The organism is Flavobacterium tiangeerense (genome assembly GCF_007830355.1).
GTDB classification, from domain to species: domain Bacteria; phylum Bacteroidota; class Bacteroidia; order Flavobacteriales; family Flavobacteriaceae; genus Flavobacterium; species Flavobacterium tiangeerense.
The window spans coordinates 94975-112835 of record NZ_VLKO01000003.1 but is presented as its reverse complement, the minus strand read 5'-3'; the positions used below and the strand labels follow the sequence as shown (position 1 = coordinate 112835).

The window sequence follows — 17861 nt, the reverse complement described above, 5'->3', positions numbered from 1 at the left end:
CAAACGGATTTGTCTATTTTTTTTCTAGGCCATTTTTGTTTTTAAAATTCCATGTAAAACCAATCATAGCATAACGGCGAAGTCTATGATTACGCTCCTCACCTATTGTATTTTCATAGACAAATCTATTAATGCCTATGTTTTGATTCAAAATATCTCGTACCATCACATAAGCGGTAAATTCATCATTTTTGAATGTTCTTTGCAACCTAGCATTCCACAATTGGTTGGTAAGATTGGTTTGAAAATCTACTGTTTTTTGACGAGAATATAAATTGTAATCGGTTGATATTTTCCATTTTTCTCTAAAGTAAACCGCAACATCTAATCCTAAATTATTGGTGTTAAAAGATTTCACATCATTGTTTTGAGAGGTAGCATTTCGACTATTTGAAAAACTATTGTTCAAAGAAATATCATATTTTTTCTCTTTAGATTTATTCAAATAGATAGAGAATGACGAATTCAAAGTATTCGAATTATTGATTTTGTTATTGATACTATTTACAGATCTATTGAAATTAGCAGATGGACTTAGATTGACACTCAAATCGATTTTTTTGATCTTAAATCCATATCCCATATAGAAATTTCCTGAAAAATTTCCGTTTGTGTTGATTGGTGTGGTGATGGTCTTTGCACTTTCAGGATCAATATCTCTATTGAAAGAAATCAAATTTGAAGTTGTTCTAAAAGAAATACTTTGAAACCAATTCGTTTCGGTCAAAATATCATAACTATTATTAGACACATTTATGCTATTTGTAAACGATTGTTTCAAATCTGGATTTCCTACTATTTGGTTAAAGAAATCCTGATTGTTACGCAATGGTTGTAATTGATCAATTGTAGGCTGTCTAGTAGCTCCTTGATACGTCACACGCAAATTGCTGTTGCTTTTGTATTTATACGAAAAATTAGCCGATGGGAAAAAATTAGTAAAACTGCGTTTGTATTCTTTATTCAAAGTTAAATCTTGTAAATTAAAAGAAGTAAAGCCAAAACCACTACCAAAACTGTAATTGATTTTTTTGGCATTGTAATTTAATTTTATAACCGGTTTATGGGTTGTAATATTTTGTTCAAACTGATTCGAAAGTGACTCTACTACTACATCATATTTGCCTGTAATATCAGAGAAGTCGTAGGTAATAAAATTGCTATCGCCGCTGTTATTTGCAATTTGATAAGATAATTGCAATGCGAATTTTTTCCCAAAAGGTTCTGTATACGTAGTGTTTACTGCAAGATTCTGCGTGTTTTTTTCACCTATTTTGTTTTGGTCCACTTCATTACTAAAAGCAAAAACACCACCTTCATAACTTTCATTCGCTGATTTCAAAAAATTATTGGCATTGGTATTAAGAGTATTCCAATTGGTATTTATAGACAATGTTCTGCGGGCTTTAGCAAATTTATGCTTGAATAAAGCGCCAGCTGAAAGCGCTACTTTCTCAGATTTAGTAGTAAACAAACGCTCTTGATTGTTTCGTATCAAACCATCGCTACCGGTTGTATTACCAGTTGTAAACTCATCACTTTCTGTATTATAAAAATTAGTTTTTGCAGTAATTTTTAAGGTATTTACGGAGTCAATTTTTACATCATAAACCGCGTTTAATTTAAAGTTATCTCTATTAACATGGCTTACCGTTGACCTATTCTCGTTCAATTGTGTGTCGCCTACCTGAGTCTGTGTACTTCTAGAATTATTGTTTTGGTAGCTTTGTCTGTTGTATTTTGGTGATAAATTCAAACTGTGTTTTTCACCCCATTTGTTGCTGTATTGTACACCTGCATTGGTATTCTTTATAAATCCATTTTGAGTATCTACATACGGTTCTTGATCTGTATCGCCACCAGTCCATTCATAGTTTACGTTTCCATCATCATCCATACTCATGCTTACATTTCCTGATCCACCTCCAAATTTGTCACTATCCTGCCAGTCCAATCCATCTTGACCCGTATTTCCATTTAATAAAAACGCAGAGAGCTTCCTTTTTCCTTTGAAACTACTCACCATAACATTACTATTGTATCTGGAATCTGCATCGGTAAAGGGTTGGTTCGAACCATCTATTTTACCAAAATATCCTTTCTTCTTGTCCTCTTTCAATCGCAGGTTGATTGTTTTTTTAGTGTCACCATCGTCTATTCCTGTGAACTCAGCTTGATCGCTTTTTTTATTAAAAACTTGCACCTCTTTGATCGCATCGGCACGTAAATTTTTAACAGCCATTCCTGGATCATCTCCAAAAAATTCCTCGCCATCTACCAATACTTTTTCAACGGTTTCTCCCATGGCTTTGATGGTACCGTTTTTATCAACTTGTATTCCTGGTAATTTTTTTAGTAATTCCTCTACATTTGCGTTGGCATCCACTTTAAAATCACTAGCTCTATAACTAGTAGTATCTCCTTTAATCTTGATAGAACCCGTTTTAATGACTACTTCACGGAGCAACTCCATTTTACTCATTAAGTTGATGTTACCCATGTCCATGTCTTTATCAGTAATGGTAATATCCTCTAAATAATCCGCATATTGATTGTGAGCAGTCATCAGTATGTACTTTCCTGGCTTTATATTTTGTAGTAAGAACTTACCGTCTTTGTTGGATCGTGTAAATTGAAATAGGACAGAGTCTACCGGAGTTAATAAAGCCACAACTGAATTGTGAATTGGAGTTTTTTCATTACCATCCATTATCACTCCAGAAAGTTTGGTTTTTTGAGAAAATGCTGAAAAGCAGAAATAAAAGAAAATTACAAGGGTTACAATAATTTTTGGCATAAAGAGTATCTGATTTTGTGAATGGAACGATTCAAAATTCTTCTAAAAAGTTTGATTATCAAATGAATATTTTTTTCTAACCAAAACAGATTGAAACAAACTGAATTTTTCAAAATCAAAAATAGTATTATTCTTACTGCAAAAATAATGTGTTTTTGTTATTTTAATGTTAAATTTATTCTTACATAAGAAGTCCATGCGTTTAAAAACTACAATTGTAATTTAGAAAGCAATTCTAAAGATTGTAATCATGTTTAGGAAACGGTCTTGTTAAAAACGAAAACTGATCTGAAAAGAGTAATTTATGATGGGTGTTTTGCTTTAAAATTCTAAATGGTTATACAAAATACCATTAATTTTTAAAACAATAGTTTCTGGGGAAATGGTACGCATGGCATTTTCATAACCCAATACTTTTTTGTTTCCATAAACCGAAGTTGGTAATTTAGGAAACAAATTTCTGTCAGAGACCAAAGCATTTTCTGAAGGTTGGTTAAACGGTGAGAATCCCGCATAAGGATGTGTGGCGCCCCAAAGTGTAATGACTTTTACGCCCAGCATAGCAGCAATATGTGCATTGCCGGAATCCATAGAAAGCATGACATCCAGATTACTGATGAGTTGTAATTCCTCCTGAAACTTAATTTTTCCAGCAACTACAATCACATTTTCTTTGTTAGTAGCTATTGAATTTAAGAGTTCTATTTCGATTTTTCCTCCGCCAAAAAGTAAAATGGTTTGGGTTGTAACCAATGCTAATTGATCAATTACAACTTGCATTAAATCCAACGGATATACTTTAGAATCGTACTGTGCAAAAGGCGCTATTCCAATCAGTTTGTGATTTTTTTGTCCAATTATCGTTAAAATATCTGGACTCAAAACTGCTTTTTCAGGAAACTCAGGTTGGGAAAGATCAACGGTAAAACCAAGTTTTTCAAAAACTTTTACGTGTCTTTCAAACATCGTAGGCAGTTGCTGGAATACTTTATTTTCGGGTTGGGTCAATGCTTTTTTTGCTGCTCTTCCTTTATTCACCGAAGCTGTTTTTTTTCCACTTAGTGCAAAAAGATTTCGGATAATTTTAGAACGCAAAACATTGTGCAAGTCGGCAAAAGCATCAATTTCTAAAGCTTTCAAATCTTGGAACAAACGCAACAAACCAAGAAATCCTTTATGCCGTTCTTTTTCATCAAAAGCAAGAAAAGAAAGATTAGGAATTCCTTCAAAAAAAGGTTTGAAAAAAGGTCTGGAAATAACCGTGATTTTAATTTGTGGATAATGCTTTACGAAAGCTCGTAAAACAGGAACCGTCATGGCGACATCTCCCATTGCAGAGAGTCTCATGACGGTTATATTTTGGATTTTTTTTGACAATTAATTAAAGTTCAAAATATCTTTTACTTCTTGTTTTGGTACAAAACAGGATTCAATTCATCATCATTGTACATCTTCATTTGTTTGTACACTTTCATGAATTTATCTCCATTTTCAATATCAGTAAGTAAATCATCAATTGCAGTTGACAAATCTGTTCTTTGCTCTAATAACACATTTAACTTAACCTGACATTTATCTCTGTGATCTTGTGAAGCCTCGTCACGAGTAGCTTCTTCTTGCATGTGGTAAATTTTTAAAGCTAAGATAGACAAACGGTCAAACGCCCAAGCAGGACTTTCTGAATTGATTTTTGCATGATCTTTAACAACCACATGACTGTATTTTTGAAGAAAATAACTGTCAATATATTCCACCATATCCGTACGCTCTTGATTAGAAGCATCAATTCTTCTTTTCAATGTTAAGGCAGCAACTGGATCAATATTTGGATCACGAATAATATCCTCAAAATGCCATTGAACGGTGTCAATCCAGTTTTTGTGATACAATAAATGTTCAAATTTATCCTTTGGGAAAGGATTGTTTATAGGTTGATCAACATTATCAAACTGGTGATAATCCTTGATGCTTTGCTCGAATACGGAGTAGGCTAATTTTGAAAACATATCTTTATATATTAAAACACAAAGATACTTTTTATACTTTTATACCATAAAAAATAAGTACTAAGTTTAATTCGAAAAAAACAACCATGCAAATTCATTATTTATCAGAGGAAAACAGTGTCCTTAATCACTTTTTAGGGCAAATACGAAATGTTACTGTACATAACGACAGCATGCGTTTCCGAAGAAATATTGAACGTATTGGTGAAATAATGGCATACGAATTAAGTAAAAATTTAGAGTATACTAATATTGAAATCCAAACACCTCTAGGAATAAAAAAAACTACTGAAATAGCAGATCAACTCGTATTATGTTCAGTACTTAGGGCGGGTTTGCCTTTGCATTTAGGTTTTTTAAATTACTTTGATCAAGCCGAAAACGGTTTTGTATCAGCTTACCGGCACCACCCAAACAATGATGAAGCATTTGATATTTTGGTTCAATACCAAGCCATTACTGACCTCAACGGAAAAAATCTAATTCTAGTAGATCCTATGCTTGCTACTGGACAATCGCTAGTAGCTGTTTTCAATAAATTAATGGAAAATAGTACACCAAAAGAAATTCATATTGCTGTGGTTATTGCAGCGCCAGAGGGGATTGCTAACCTGCAAGAACAATTGCCTGATACTTGCCACTTATGGGTTGCCTCACTCGATGAAAAACTCAATGAAAAGAGCTATATCGTTCCTGGACTAGGAGATGCAGGTGATTTAGCCTATGGGGTTAAATTATAATTGTGTAAAAAAAGCAAACATACTGCAGGCAATCATCACATAAACTACAATTTCTTGTTTTAATTTTTCTTGTGGTATCTCAATATGACTGGTTGCCATAATGGCTAAGGGTGCAAAAGTAAAAAGGAGTAAATCATTACTTTTATGATCTGAAATTACATAAATAACAACGCCTAAAAAGAAAGAAGCTACTACTTTTTTATAAGAAGTATGAAGTATTTGAGGTCTACTGGACAAACTAGCAAACATAGAGATTATAAAAAACAAAGCAATAGTTGCATAAATAGACATTGCCCCGTTTTGATAATTGTTTGTGAAATAATCTAATGCAAAATTTACACTGATACTGTTTTTAATGTAAGCCAAACTATCAATTTGGAACACCGTTGTAAACAACAAGAAAATGATTCCGGTAACAAAAAAAGCAATAAAAGGTAAAATCCAGTTTCTATAGTCTCTGGCTACGTGAAAAATGATAGAAATAAAAACCAATACTATAAAAAGGATACTCCAAAAATGAAATAAAGTAGCAAGGAAAATCCACAACGAAGCATCAAATATTTTCTCCTTGGATGCTTTTAAAGAATGCAATGAAATTAATCTCCTAAGGGCTAAAAGCAGAAAAAAATTTGCAATAATGAGATTAATATTGTCAAAAATACTTGGGAAAAATAACAAGAACAACAAAAAGAAAAATGTAGTGAAAGTGCTGTCTTTACTCAAGCCATTTCTTTTGGCAATAAAATCAGTTAAAAACACCGAAGCAACTATAAAACAAAAAGATACCCCTTTTTTAAACATTAAAAAATAAGATGTCATCCAGGAAGTTTCTTGGAATTGTACTACTAAAAAGAAAACCAGCATAAAAATTACAACCAATGAAAAATTTAATGGTGTAGATTTTCTAAAAACACTTGTTATCATAAGGATATTTTATACTTTTGTGTTTGTAAATATAATACTTGTTTAAAAAGTAAACCCTGCTTGTTAATAAAGATTATTTTATTTTAAAAAACATTCGTTAGTATCGTGTTTACAAAACAATTACTTAAATCAATTTATATATTATGAAAGCATTTTTCGAAGGAATACAATACTTATTTGTAGACATTTTATTTGCTCCTCTAGATTTTTTACGTTCTTTAGAGCTTAGCTCATGGTTTGTTGCTAACACTATCAACTGGATTTTCATGATTATTTGTGCATCTGCAATGGTATATTGGATCAAACAATTGCAAATCTTTAATGATGCAGGAACAGAAAATCAAGATACTACGGCTCACTCTTTTTTAAAATAAGAACCCTCAACCCCTAGTGGGATTGAGAGCTCTTTTTGTTATTTAAGATCATTTCCAATGTCTTTTCTAAAAAACATCTTATCAAAATGTAGCTTGTCTATGTTTTGGTAAGATTTTTTTATGGCCTCTTGAAAATCATTCCCGTACGATGTAATGGCTAGCACTCTACCCCCATTTGAAACAACAGCTCCTTGGTCTAGCTTAGTTCCAGCATGAAATACAATTGAATCTTGAACGTTTTCTAGTCCCGTAATTACTTTTCCTTTTTCAAAATCTTCTGGATAACCTCCAGATACCAGCATCACCGTAGTGGCACTTCTTGGATCAATTTCTAAGTTGATTTCGTCCAGTTTTTCATTGGCTACAGCCAAAAATAATTCAACCAAATCAGTTTTTAATCTTGGGATTACTACTTCAGTCTCTGGATCTCCCATTCTTACATTGTATTCAATAACAATAGGTTCATTATTAACATTGATCAACCCTATGAAAACAAAACCTTTGTAGGCTATTCCATCTTTTTGAAAACCATCAATTGTAGGTTTTACAATGCGTGTTTCTATTTTTTCCATTAAAACGGCATCTACATAAGGAACTGGAGAAACAGCTCCCATACCGCCTGTATTAAGTCCTGTATCGCCTTCGCCAATGCGCTTGTAATCCTTAGCAGTTGGCAAGATTTTATAACTTTTTCCGTCTGTGAGTACAAAACAGCTCAATTCTATTCCGTCCAGAAATTCTTCGATAACTACTTTCGAACTGGCTACACCAAATTTTTGATGTACGAGCATGTTTCTTAATTCTTCTTTGGCTTCAGCCAAATCCTGAATGATTAAAACGCCTTTACCAGCAGCCAAACCATCTGCTTTTAACACATACGGAGGTTGTAATGTTTCTAAGAATTCACATCCTTGTTCTACGGTTTCGGCTGTAAAACTATCATAAGCAGCTGTTGGGATGTTGTGTTTGATTAAAAATTCCTTTGCAAATTCCTTACTCCCTTCTAGCTGAGCGCCTATTTTTGAAGGACCAATAACAGGAATATGATGTAAAGCTGGATCATTTAAAAAGAAATCATAAATCCCTTTTACCAATGGATCCTCGGGACCTACAACCACCATGCCTACATTCTCTTGAATGGCAAATGCTTTTATGGCTTCAAAATCGGTTGGACTCATAGCAAGATTGGTTGCAATGGCAGCAGTTCCTGCATTTCCAGGAGCTACAAAAAGTTTTTCGCATAATGGGCTTTGAACCATTTTCCAAGCAAATGCGTGCTCTCTTCCGCCAGAACCGAGTAGTAAAATTGTCATGTGTGTTGTTTTTAGTTGTCTTGCAAAAATAATTGGTTTTGAACTCAAAAAACAATTAAATAGTAAAAACTTCCCCAAAGCAACTAATAAGTGATACATAAATACTATTTTTGATTACATAATACTCCCTAAAAATGTTTCGATTATTTGATATAGCACTGCAATGGAACGGGTTTCCCATTCGTAAAGCACGGCAGGAATTACTAAAAATAATTGCACAAACACCGCAAGAACATGAGCAATTTATTGAGAGAAAGAAACGAGAAATTGTTCAGTATCATTTAGAAAACAATACGTTTTACAATGAACTTGTAGGTACAAAAAATTATAAAAATTGGGATGATTTACCCATTTTGACCAAACAAAATTTACAAAAACCTCTTCAAGAAAGACTTTCTAGTGGATATACTTTAAAAAACTGCTATACAAACAAAACGTCTGGCTCAAGCGGTACTCCATTTATATTTGCAAAAGATAATTATTCTCATGCTTTAACTTGGGCTTCAAACATGTACCGTTTTGGTTGGTACGGCATTGATTTTAATACCTCTTACCAAGCCCGGTTTTATGGCATCCCGATGGATTTTATTGGAAATAAAAAAGAACGGTTCAAAGATTTCTTGAGTCATCGGTATCGGTTTTCTGTATTTGATTTGTCAGATGTTGTATTAGAATCGATTTTGAAAAACTTTAGCCAAAAAAAATTTGATTACATCAATGGATATACCAGCGCTATTGTTTTGTTTGCTAAATTTTTACAGCAAAAAAATATTGTACTAACCAGTGTTTGTCCTAGTTTGAAGGTATGTATGGTTACCTCTGAAATGCTTTTTGATGACGATAAAATTTTATTAGAAAAACAACTTGGAGTTCCTATTGTTAATGAATACGGTGCTTCTGAGCTGGATTTGATTGCGTTTCAAAATCCTGAAGGATTGTGGCAGGTAAACTCTGAAACCTTATTTGTTGAAATTTTAGACCAAAATAATAAAGCAGTTCCTCATGGTCAAGCTGGCCGTGTTGTCATTACCTCTTTGTACAATAAAGCGCATCCGTTTATAAGGTATGATATTGGTGATATTGGCATTTTGGATAAAAAAAGCACCTTACAAAAGCCCATTTTACAACAATTAATTGGGCGCTCCAATGATGTGGTTGTTTTGCCTAGCGGAAAAAAATCAGCAGGACTAACTTTTTATTACGTGACTAAAAGTATCATTGAAGATGATGGAAATGTAAAAGAATTTACCATCAAACAAACTAAATTAGATTGTTTTGAAATTGATTATGTAAGTGAAAAAGAACTCGTTTCCAATCAAATTAAAAAAATTGAAGCTGCAATTTCTTTATATCTAGAGCCTAATTTGAGCATTACATTTATCCGAAAAAATATTTTAGATAGAGCCAATAGAGGTAAACTAAAACAGTTTATCTCTATGCTATAAGTTTTTTGTGTAGAGCGGCTTGACTAAAAGTTGCGTAAACAGGAAACCTAACATACACAATAATGCCAGTATTATGTTGTATCCATGAAAAGAACGATATACTGCAAAATTATGTTTGAGTAAAGCCATTTTACCAGCCGAAATAGAGTTGTCCCTTACTCTATAAAACGCTAAACTTTCGGGTACGGGCTGCACTTTTTTTATAGGTTTTAGGATGGTAAGCCACATCATCCAGTCTTGTCTTTTTCTAGATTGAGCAATAGGGATTTTTCCGTAGAAAGAAACATCATAAATCCCAGTGAGATTGCCTATGTAGTTACAAAAAAAAAGTTGCCTATACGTAAGTTTTTTTGGTGCCTCTACGCGTTTATCTAACAATGTTCCTGCTTCATTAATACATTCGTAAAAAGAAAAAGTAAATGGTAATTTATGCTGCTGCATGAATTGCAATTGTAGTTCTAGCTTATTGGGTTTCCATTTATCATCAGCATCCAAGAAAGCAATGTAATCTCCAGTGGCTTTTGATAAAGCTGTATTTCTAGCAATACCTGTTCCTGAGTTTGTAGGGAGTTTAAAAATACGTATTCGGTTGTCTTGATTAGCAATTGCTGTAGCAATAGATACAGTGCTATCACTTGAAAAATCATCAACTAGAATCAATTCCCAATTTGTGTGAGTTTGTTGCTGTACTGAAAGAATAGATTCAAGAATGTACTTCTCTGAATTGTAGCAGGGCATTAGGATAGATACTAAATTGTTTTTCATATCAATATGCTTTTTTATCGCCCCGAATCGTATTGTAAATTGTCAAAAAAATGATTTTAATATCTAATAAAATAGACCAATTTTCCATGTAAAAAATATCATATTTTACTCTATTGATAATGTCCTTATCGGTCTCCACTTCTCCTCTAAAACCTTTTGTTTGAGCGAGTCCAGTGATACCTGGTTTTATAAAATGACGTACCATAAATTTATCCACAGTAAGCGCATACATCTGGGTGTGACTCACCATGTGTGGTCTAGGGCCTACTACTGACATTTCGCCGAGTAAAACATTAAAAAATTGTGGCAATTCATCAATACTAGTCTTTCTTATAAAACGACCTACCCTAGTAACTCTAATATCATTTTTTGATACTTGATTCAAGTGGGCTTCCTCATTAAGCTCCATAGATCTAAACTTATAACAAAAGAATTCTTTGTAATTCAATCCATTTCTTTTTTGGATAAAAAACAAAGGCCCTTTTGACTCCAATTTGATAAATAAAGCCATTATAGGTGTCAACCACGAGAGCACTCCTGCAATTATGATCAATGAAAAAACAATATCAAAAACACGCTTAATGACCTTGTTTAAGGTATCATCAAGTAGAATGTTACGCAGTGATATTACAGGAATATAATTGTAATATTCAAAGGTGAAATTCCGGGAAAGAATTTGTTTTTCGCTGGGAATAAACTTTAAGGTCTTCAAATTATTATCGGCAAAAAAAACAATTTCATTGATTTGATTTTGGTTTAAATCACTCATAGAACAATACAATTCATCAATTTGATGCTCTAGTACATACTCAAAGCTTTCCTTGAGGGTTTTAGATTTATTTTTTTCTAGCTCAAAAATACGCTCAAGTTTGTATCCATAATCTGGGTTCTCTGTAAAAAAATGTTGTAAAGGCTCAGTACTTTTTGCATTACCCATCAAAATTACTTTTCTAAAGTTTCCACCATATAATAATCTGTATTTTCTTAAAAAATAATAAATAGAAAGCTTAACGATTAAAATTAAGAATAGTGATACAGATGTATAAAAACCAATACTTTGAAAACTTGAATTATCTGATTTGTAAAAAGCTAAGGCAAGACAAAAAAGAGTAAATAATATCCCTTGTTTTAAGGCACAATTTAGTATCGAAATAACTTTGGTATACCTGTAAACTTCATAAAAACCCAAACTGGCAGCAATGATAAACCAGCTTAAACTTATTAATACAGGATAAAAAGGTGTCTTTACAGGAAAATCAGTCATATACCATAGCAAGACATTGATTATCAATAAATCAATGGCAAATGAAAAGGGACGAATGTAGCCCGAATATCTTCCTGTTTTGGTTTTCAATGTATTACAAATTAAAATGGCATGTAATCATACTTGCTTTGGTACTATTTTAAAAATATGAAATGTTCTTGCAGCCATTCGATTTGAGTATAGAATGAAAGGAAAACAAATTTTTAGAAAATATACTTAGAAAAATCCTTGTGCTCCTCTTTGGATAGTTCTTCCTTAGATAAAGATTTAAAATACTCATAAGTAATTTTCATACCTTCGGCACGGCCTACTTTAGCTTCCCAACCAAGCAATTCTTTGGCTTTAGTTGTATCTGGTTGGCGCTGCAACGGGTCATTTATTGGTAAAGGGTGATAGACCACTTTTTGACTGGTACCGGTAAGCTTTATGATTTCTTCGGCAAAATCTTTAATAGTAATTTCGTCTGGATTTCCAATATTTACAGGCAAAACATAATCAGAATGTAATAACCTAAAAATACCTTCAACCTGATCATCCACATAACAAAAAGAACGGGTTTGCATACCATCTCCAAAAATGGTTAAATCCTCGCCACGAATAGCTTGACCAATAAAAGCTGGAATAACACGTCCGTCATTGAGGCGCATTCTTGGTCCGTATGTATTGAAAATTCGAACAATGCGGGTTTCTACACCATGAAAAGTGTGATACGCCATCGTGATTGATTCTTGAAAACGTTTGGCTTCGTCATACACGCCGCGAGGGCCAATGGTATTTACGTTTCCATAATATTCTTCTGTTTGTGGGTGTACCAATGGATCTCCATACACTTCAGAAGTAGATGCAATAAGGATTCTAGCTTTTTTTACTCTGGCTAAACCCAATAAATTATGAGTACCAAGGGAACCTACTTTCAAGGTTTGTATAGGGATTTTTAAATAATCAATAGGACTTGCAGGCGATGCAAAGTGTAAAATATAGTCTAAATTTCCAGGGACATGAACAAACTTGGTGATGTCATGATGGTAAAATTCAAACTGCTCCAATTTGAAAAGATGCTCAATATTTTTTAAATCTCCCGTAATGAGATTATCCATCCCAATAACATGGTAGCCTTCTTTTATGAAACGGTCACAAAGATGTGATCCTAAAAATCCTGCGGCTCCGGTGATAAGTATTCTTTTCATAGTAATTATTTAAACGTAACAAATGTAATTGATTTGAAGAAAACTCACTCACAAACCCCTTCTTTCTTTTTAAATTTGAAGCAGGAAGTAAAAGGCTTTCTAGGACATATCGTCCCGTGATTCGCTATATCTTTGCTTTTTAAACGAAAAAGCAAAGGATACCGCTGCTCCCGGTGCTAAGGAACAACAAATTGCTTTTTTGGATTTATTTTTACATCAATTGTATCGCTGTTTTTTGTAAAAGTGTGAAAGAATACTTTATTTTTGTTTCCCAAGCAAAAAATAAAAATTTGAAAGTTGTACATATTATCGAAGCGTTAGGTGGAGGCATTTATACCTATTTTGAAGATCTAACACATCATTTTGAAAACGATACCATTCTTCAAAAAGTACAAACTTTCATTCTATACAGTGATAATCGCAAAGAAATTGATCCAGAAAAAGTAAGCCAATTATTTTCTACTATTCCAACTGTAAAAATTGAGATGAAGCGACAAATAAACTTCATTTCGGATTTTAGTGCTATACACAAATTAGTACGTGAACTACAAAAAATCAAACCTGATGTGGTGCATTTACATTCCTCTAAAGCAGGTGTTTTAGGGAGAATTGCTTGTAGTTTTTTAAACCCAAAACCAATTGTCTTCTACACGCCGCACGGCTATGCTTTTTTACGAACCGATATAGCACCAATTGCCAAAAAAGGATATTGGTACATCGAGAAATTCTTTCAAAAATTTTTCGGAGGAATCACCATCGCTTGTGGTGACTCCGAGTTTGAATTGGCAAAACAACTAGGAAAAGCCACAATGATTAGAAATGGAATAGATATTTCTGCTATCGAAAAATATTCACAAGCCGTTAATAATCCAAAACTAACTATAGGAATTGCTGGTAGGATTACTGCAGCTAGGAATCCAAGACAATTCAATGCCATTGCTTTGGAATTTCCAGAGTATCAATTTCTATGGATTGGCGATGGAGAAGAACGCAATCAAATTACAGCACCAAATATCAAAATCACAGGTTGGTTTTTAGAAAAAAAACAGGTGTACGAGCAAATAAATGCTTTAGATATCTATCTTCAAACCTCACTTTGGGAAGGGTTACCTATCGCGGTTCTTGAGGCTATGGTATTACAAAAACCAGTAATTGCGACTAAAATAAATGGCAATAAAGATACCGTTGTCCAAAAAGAGACTGGCTTTTTATACCAAGAAATATCAGAATTATCATCCTACTTCAAAATTCTAGAAGATTCAAAAATCAGAGCTCAATTGGGTAACAACGCTAAAACAAGATGTAAAGATTTATTTGATAAAGCGAAGAATTTTACAGCACTTCAGGAGTTGTATGAACGTTACTTTTTTGCTGCAGCCAAAGACTTCCAAAAATCGAAAACCAAAAGCCACTAAACGTAATTCCGTCGAAACGCAATAAAAAATCATCAGTCAAATTCGAAGTAAAAAAAAGAAAAAAGAAGGAAAAAACCAATGCATTTTTTAAATCGATTCCCAAATAGCCAATAGCTCCAATAAAAAGCAAAACCACTAACGGTCCTAGAACACCAAACTTCAATAAAGAGTCTAAAAATTGATTGTGTGTAGGAAAAGCATATTTGGCCAAAAAATACTGATGCGTTTGTTTATAATAATTTACTAATTCTGGTTTTCCATCCGCAGCTCCAACGCCAAAAGGCAAATGTTGCAACGATAATTCCCAAGCCGATTTCCAAATAGAAACTCTGGTTACGAGAGAATTAAAAACCTTTATTTCAGGATGATCAATTTCGTCAAGCTTCCCCACTTTGTCCATGTATGCAAAAGTTACGGAGCTATATTTTTCTTTCATGTAAGGATTTTTTTGAATAAAGAGAAAGAAAACACCACACACCACACCACCAATAACCACAGTATAAAGCACTATTTTTTTTAGGTCAAAGCGTACTGTAAAAAACGAAAATACTACCAATAAATACCCAACTAAAACATTTAATAAAGCCATTCGAGTATTGACTAAAAGCACAAAGAAAAAGGAGAATACAAATATCAAAAAAGATAAAAACACAAATCCAATATTCTTTTTCATTTGCCACTTTTGCAATAACAAGTACAAGGCTGAAATACTCACAAAAGCCAAGTGCATATTGAGCGCTGGAGCATGAATTCCGATAGAATTTGCAAAAACATAACCCATTTCCCAAAGGTGAATTCCATGCCAATACTTAGTGATATGCTCAGGAAAAACAAATATAAAACGCACCGCAAAAACAATCATTAGCAACGTGGTACTATTTACATAAAATTGTAGCAATTTTTGAAATGAAATACGTTTGTAATTTCCCAAAATAATTATTGGAAACAAGACTAAAGCAACTGTCTTTTCTATAGATTTAACACCTTGAGCAAAAGAATCATTGTTCCAAAACAGCAATAATTCTAGTAAAAAAGGCGACGCAATTATACTGGCTAAAATCAAAGCCTTTCTAGATAACTTTATTTTTTTGAAATAAAGCATATTAAAAATTGCGAAAGCAAAAATTAACCAAGTACAAGGCTTCCTAAAAATTAAGGTACAAGCTATCGCCAACAAAAAAAAAGAAAAAATTTTATTGAAGTGCTTTTCGGAAATGGTCATAGTAAAGAGCATAATAAATTAGTGGGAAAACACCCATTTTGTGTCGGATCGCCGATCCTAAATCAGGTTCAAAAACCCCTTGAAGGATAAAAAAAGAGAATACAAATAGAAGCATCCATAACTCGTAAACATATTCTTTTTTGTCTTTTATACAACGTGCCAATCGAACCAATAGAATATAAAACAGAAATAATTGCCAAATTACGAATAACAAAATTTGTGGAGAAAAAATATGCTTCAAACCGTTAAGCGGCACATTTACAGTAAAAAAACCATACAAAATCCCTATGATTTCACCATACCAAGTATCTGTTTTTACAGGAGAAACAATACTCGAATTGGCATCAACAGATCCTAATCGGGCACTATTTATAAGCTCTCTACTTTGCTCTGAAAAAAATTCTCCTTGTATAAAGCCATAACTCAATGACAAGAAAATTACAACTACAATTCCGTAAAAAAGAGTTGCAAAAGTACGATTCGAAATTTTGACACAAGTGACCCAATACATTCCCATGGCTACGATAGGCAGTAATGCAAAATAAGGCCTATATACAACTCCAAAAAACACAAAAAGAGACATGGCTATAAATAAGGTATTCTGAAAAGAAAAATGCTTATTTTGAAATAAAAAAACGATTACGGAGAGGTACAAAAAAGTAATAAACTCCTTGGAAGGCATTGCCATAAAAATCGCAATAATAGTGAAAGTCAAATACACCAAAAGATTCTTAATTGTAACTTTCTCAAAAGTAACTGGAATTCCTATTTTATACAAAATACCCATTAAAATAGGAAACTGAATCAATGCAATTACCGAAAAAGGCAAATAGCGCAAACCTGTAATTTTATAAAACAAAATAGTCAATGGGTAACTTCCAAAATAACCTATTTCATTGCCTTTATCATAAGCAATAATAGCAGCATCATAAAAAAAACGTTTCGGCAAAATAAAACTCGCAGCAAAGGCCACAAATAGATTGAGTCCCACAAGAAGTAAAAAAGCTACTTTATTTTTTTTTATGAGTAACGACATTTAGATATGATTGAAAATAGAAGAGACAAACTTAACTCAAAAACAACTTAATCCCGTCTTTGTAATACACAAAAATAGCTGTTCCAAAATTCCAAAAAAATGCACTTGCCGAAAAAGCGATCGCCCCACCTACCATTCCATAGGAAGGAATTAACCAATAATTGAGAATAAAATTAAGGCCAAGAGCAGCCAAAACAATACGTTGAAAAATTCGTTGTCGCCCAGTCATGTTTAAATAAACAGGAGCCGACCCAAAAAAAGCACAAAAACCTTGTCCCAAAACCAATACTAATAATGCCTCTTTCGCCGCTAAATAATTGGGGCCAAAAAAATGCAAAACAAACTCCGGAAAAATAAACAATCCAATAACCGCTGGCAGCGTAATCACTACAATTAATCGGGAACTATTTTGAACAATTTGCTGTAGTTTATCAATTTCTTTATTCGAAAAACTTGCTGCAATAGATGCCGAAACGGTAATGTTTACTGTCAAAATAATAACTGACAACAAAGTCATTAACTTGACCGCCACCGAATAAAAAGCAACTGCTGCGTCACCTTGGTATTTTTTTAAAAACAAGATGTCAAAACTCATCATCAAAAAAATAGCCGTTCCGCTTACGGCTATGGGAAAAGATTGAGTGATAATCTCACGAGACGAAAAGCAATCCGTAGTGCAAGTAGCCGTTTTTTTAGTAAGAAAATAAAAAGTTAGTAGTGTAGTAACAACTCCCAAAAAAACAAAACTCAACAAGAAAGCATCCACCAAATACAATTCTAATTGCCATTGAACTAACAAAACAGCTAGGACAATAATAGGCAAGTATTTAAAAATATTTCGAAATAATTCGGCTACTACTATTTTCTCTAAAGCTCTAAAAACCTCAACGTTTAGAATAGAAAGTCCATAAAAGAACATAACTGCGGAGGCTTTTAATAGAAGAAAATAAGTTGCATTATCCGCAAAAAATAATGTTGTAACAGAAGCATCCAATAGTTCAATAAAAAGAAACAAAAGCAAGGATGCTAAAAACAGCATCAATACCATTTTTAGATATACTTTTTTCAAATGACCCAAAGAATAATTAGGATACAAACGTCCTTTGAAATACAATATGGATTGATCAAATCCTAGCAAACAAATACTACCAATTGCGAAAAGAAACGTACGAACAAAATCATATTGCCCAACTTGTTTAGGATCATATTTTTGAGTTAAAAACAAAGTAAAACCAAATAAAAGAACCACGCCAAAAACCCGAATCAATAAGGTTAGTAAGCTTTGCCGAACTACAGGATTTTGGAATGTTGTTATTAAATGATATCGAATTGTTTTTAACACATGAGCTCTGTTTAGCAAAAGAAAAATATTT

General features: G+C 33.1%; 15 protein-coding genes. 4 read left to right on the top strand and 11 right to left on the bottom strand.

Features of this window, described 5'->3' with window-relative positions; translation table 11 throughout:
- Positions 1 to 13: 13 nt before the first annotated feature.
- The 3 genes from IQ05_RS03655 to IQ05_RS03645 all read right to left on the bottom strand — a co-directional run bounded on the left by IQ05_RS03655 (position 14) and on the right by IQ05_RS03645 (position 4803).
- On the bottom strand, positions 14 to 2797 hold the full coding sequence (locus tag IQ05_RS03655) for an outer membrane beta-barrel protein (protein WP_144889951.1): 2784 nt from the start codon (positions 2795 to 2797) through the stop codon (positions 14 to 16).
- A gap of 321 nt (positions 2798 to 3118) precedes the next feature.
- Complete coding sequence (locus IQ05_RS03650) at positions 3119 to 4144, bottom strand: glycosyltransferase family 9 protein (protein ID WP_144889949.1); 1026 nt, start codon at positions 4142 to 4144, stop codon at positions 3119 to 3121.
- A 53-nt stretch (positions 4145 to 4197) separates the two neighbouring features.
- Positions 4198 to 4803 (bottom strand): DUF4254 domain-containing protein, encoded by a 606-nt coding sequence (locus IQ05_RS03645; protein ID WP_144889947.1) that lies wholly within the window; start codon positions 4801 to 4803, stop codon positions 4198 to 4200.
- An 86-nt stretch (positions 4804 to 4889) separates the two neighbouring features.
- On the opposite strand from IQ05_RS03645, the gene upp reads away from it, so the two are divergent.
- The gene (gene upp, locus IQ05_RS03640; protein ID WP_144889945.1) at positions 4890 to 5543 is read left to right on the top strand and encodes a uracil phosphoribosyltransferase; all 654 of its coding nucleotides are present in this window, start codon (positions 4890 to 4892) and stop codon (positions 5541 to 5543) included.
- Here the strand turns inward: upp and IQ05_RS03635 are convergent.
- On the bottom strand, positions 5538 to 6467 hold the full coding sequence (locus IQ05_RS03635) for a DUF6427 family protein (protein WP_144889943.1): 930 nt from the start codon (positions 6465 to 6467) through the stop codon (positions 5538 to 5540). The two genes, upp and IQ05_RS03635, sit on opposite strands and share 6 nt — an antisense overlap.
- Before the next feature lie 143 nt (positions 6468 to 6610).
- Here IQ05_RS03635 and IQ05_RS03630 point away from each other — a divergent pair, with 143 nt between their 5' ends.
- Entirely contained in the window at positions 6611 to 6841 is a 231-nt protein-coding gene (locus IQ05_RS03630; protein ID WP_144889941.1) for a DUF6341 family protein, read from the top strand.
- A gap of 38 nt (positions 6842 to 6879) precedes the next feature.
- On the opposite strand, the gene purD is transcribed toward IQ05_RS03630, so the two are convergent.
- Positions 6880 to 8154, bottom strand: a complete 1275-nt coding sequence (purD, locus tag IQ05_RS03625; protein WP_144889939.1) for a phosphoribosylamine--glycine ligase — start codon at positions 8152 to 8154, stop codon at positions 6880 to 6882.
- A 134-nt stretch (positions 8155 to 8288) separates the two neighbouring features.
- Here purD and IQ05_RS03620 point away from each other — a divergent pair, with 134 nt between their 5' ends.
- On the top strand, positions 8289 to 9599 hold the full coding sequence (locus tag IQ05_RS03620; RefSeq protein ID WP_144889937.1) for a phenylacetate--CoA ligase family protein: 1311 nt from the start codon (positions 8289 to 8291) through the stop codon (positions 9597 to 9599).
- On the opposite strand, the gene IQ05_RS03615 is transcribed toward IQ05_RS03620, so the two are convergent.
- From IQ05_RS03615 to IQ05_RS03605, 3 genes are all read right to left on the bottom strand, one after another.
- Positions 9594 to 10364 (bottom strand): glycosyltransferase family 2 protein, encoded by a 771-nt coding sequence (locus IQ05_RS03615; RefSeq protein WP_144889935.1) that lies wholly within the window; start codon positions 10362 to 10364, stop codon positions 9594 to 9596. The genes IQ05_RS03620 and IQ05_RS03615 overlap by 6 nt on opposite strands.
- A 1-nt stretch (position 10365) precedes the next feature.
- Positions 10366 to 11718 (bottom strand): exopolysaccharide biosynthesis polyprenyl glycosylphosphotransferase, encoded by a 1353-nt coding sequence (locus tag IQ05_RS03610; protein ID WP_144889933.1) that lies wholly within the window; start codon positions 11716 to 11718, stop codon positions 10366 to 10368.
- Between the two features lie 113 nt (positions 11719 to 11831).
- Positions 11832 to 12815: a UDP-glucuronic acid decarboxylase family protein gene (locus IQ05_RS03605; RefSeq protein ID WP_144889931.1), complete on the bottom strand. Its 984-nt coding sequence runs from the start codon at positions 12813 to 12815 to the stop codon at positions 11832 to 11834.
- A gap of 290 nt (positions 12816 to 13105) precedes the next feature.
- Here IQ05_RS03605 and IQ05_RS03600 point away from each other — a divergent pair, with 290 nt between their 5' ends.
- Complete coding sequence (locus tag IQ05_RS03600) at positions 13106 to 14230, top strand: glycosyltransferase (protein WP_144889929.1); 1125 nt, start codon at positions 13106 to 13108, stop codon at positions 14228 to 14230.
- Here the strand turns inward: IQ05_RS03600 and IQ05_RS03595 are convergent.
- The 3 genes from IQ05_RS03595 to IQ05_RS03585 form a co-directional block, all read right to left on the bottom strand.
- Positions 14148 to 15332 (bottom strand): O-antigen ligase family protein, encoded by a 1185-nt coding sequence (locus IQ05_RS03595; RefSeq protein WP_244289519.1) that lies wholly within the window; start codon positions 15330 to 15332, stop codon positions 14148 to 14150. The genes IQ05_RS03600 and IQ05_RS03595 overlap by 83 nt on opposite strands.
- A 91-nt stretch (positions 15333 to 15423) precedes the next feature.
- The gene (locus tag IQ05_RS03590) at positions 15424 to 16488 is read right to left on the bottom strand and encodes a hypothetical protein (protein WP_144889925.1); all 1065 of its coding nucleotides are present in this window, start codon (positions 16486 to 16488) and stop codon (positions 15424 to 15426) included.
- Positions 16489 to 16519: 31 nt separating this feature from the next.
- Positions 16520 to 17830 carry an MATE family efflux transporter gene (locus IQ05_RS03585; protein WP_144889923.1) on the bottom strand — a complete coding sequence of 437 codons (1311 nt, stop codon included), beginning with the start codon at positions 17828 to 17830 and terminating at the stop codon, positions 16520 to 16522.
- Between the last annotated feature and the right edge of the window lie 31 nt (positions 17831 to 17861).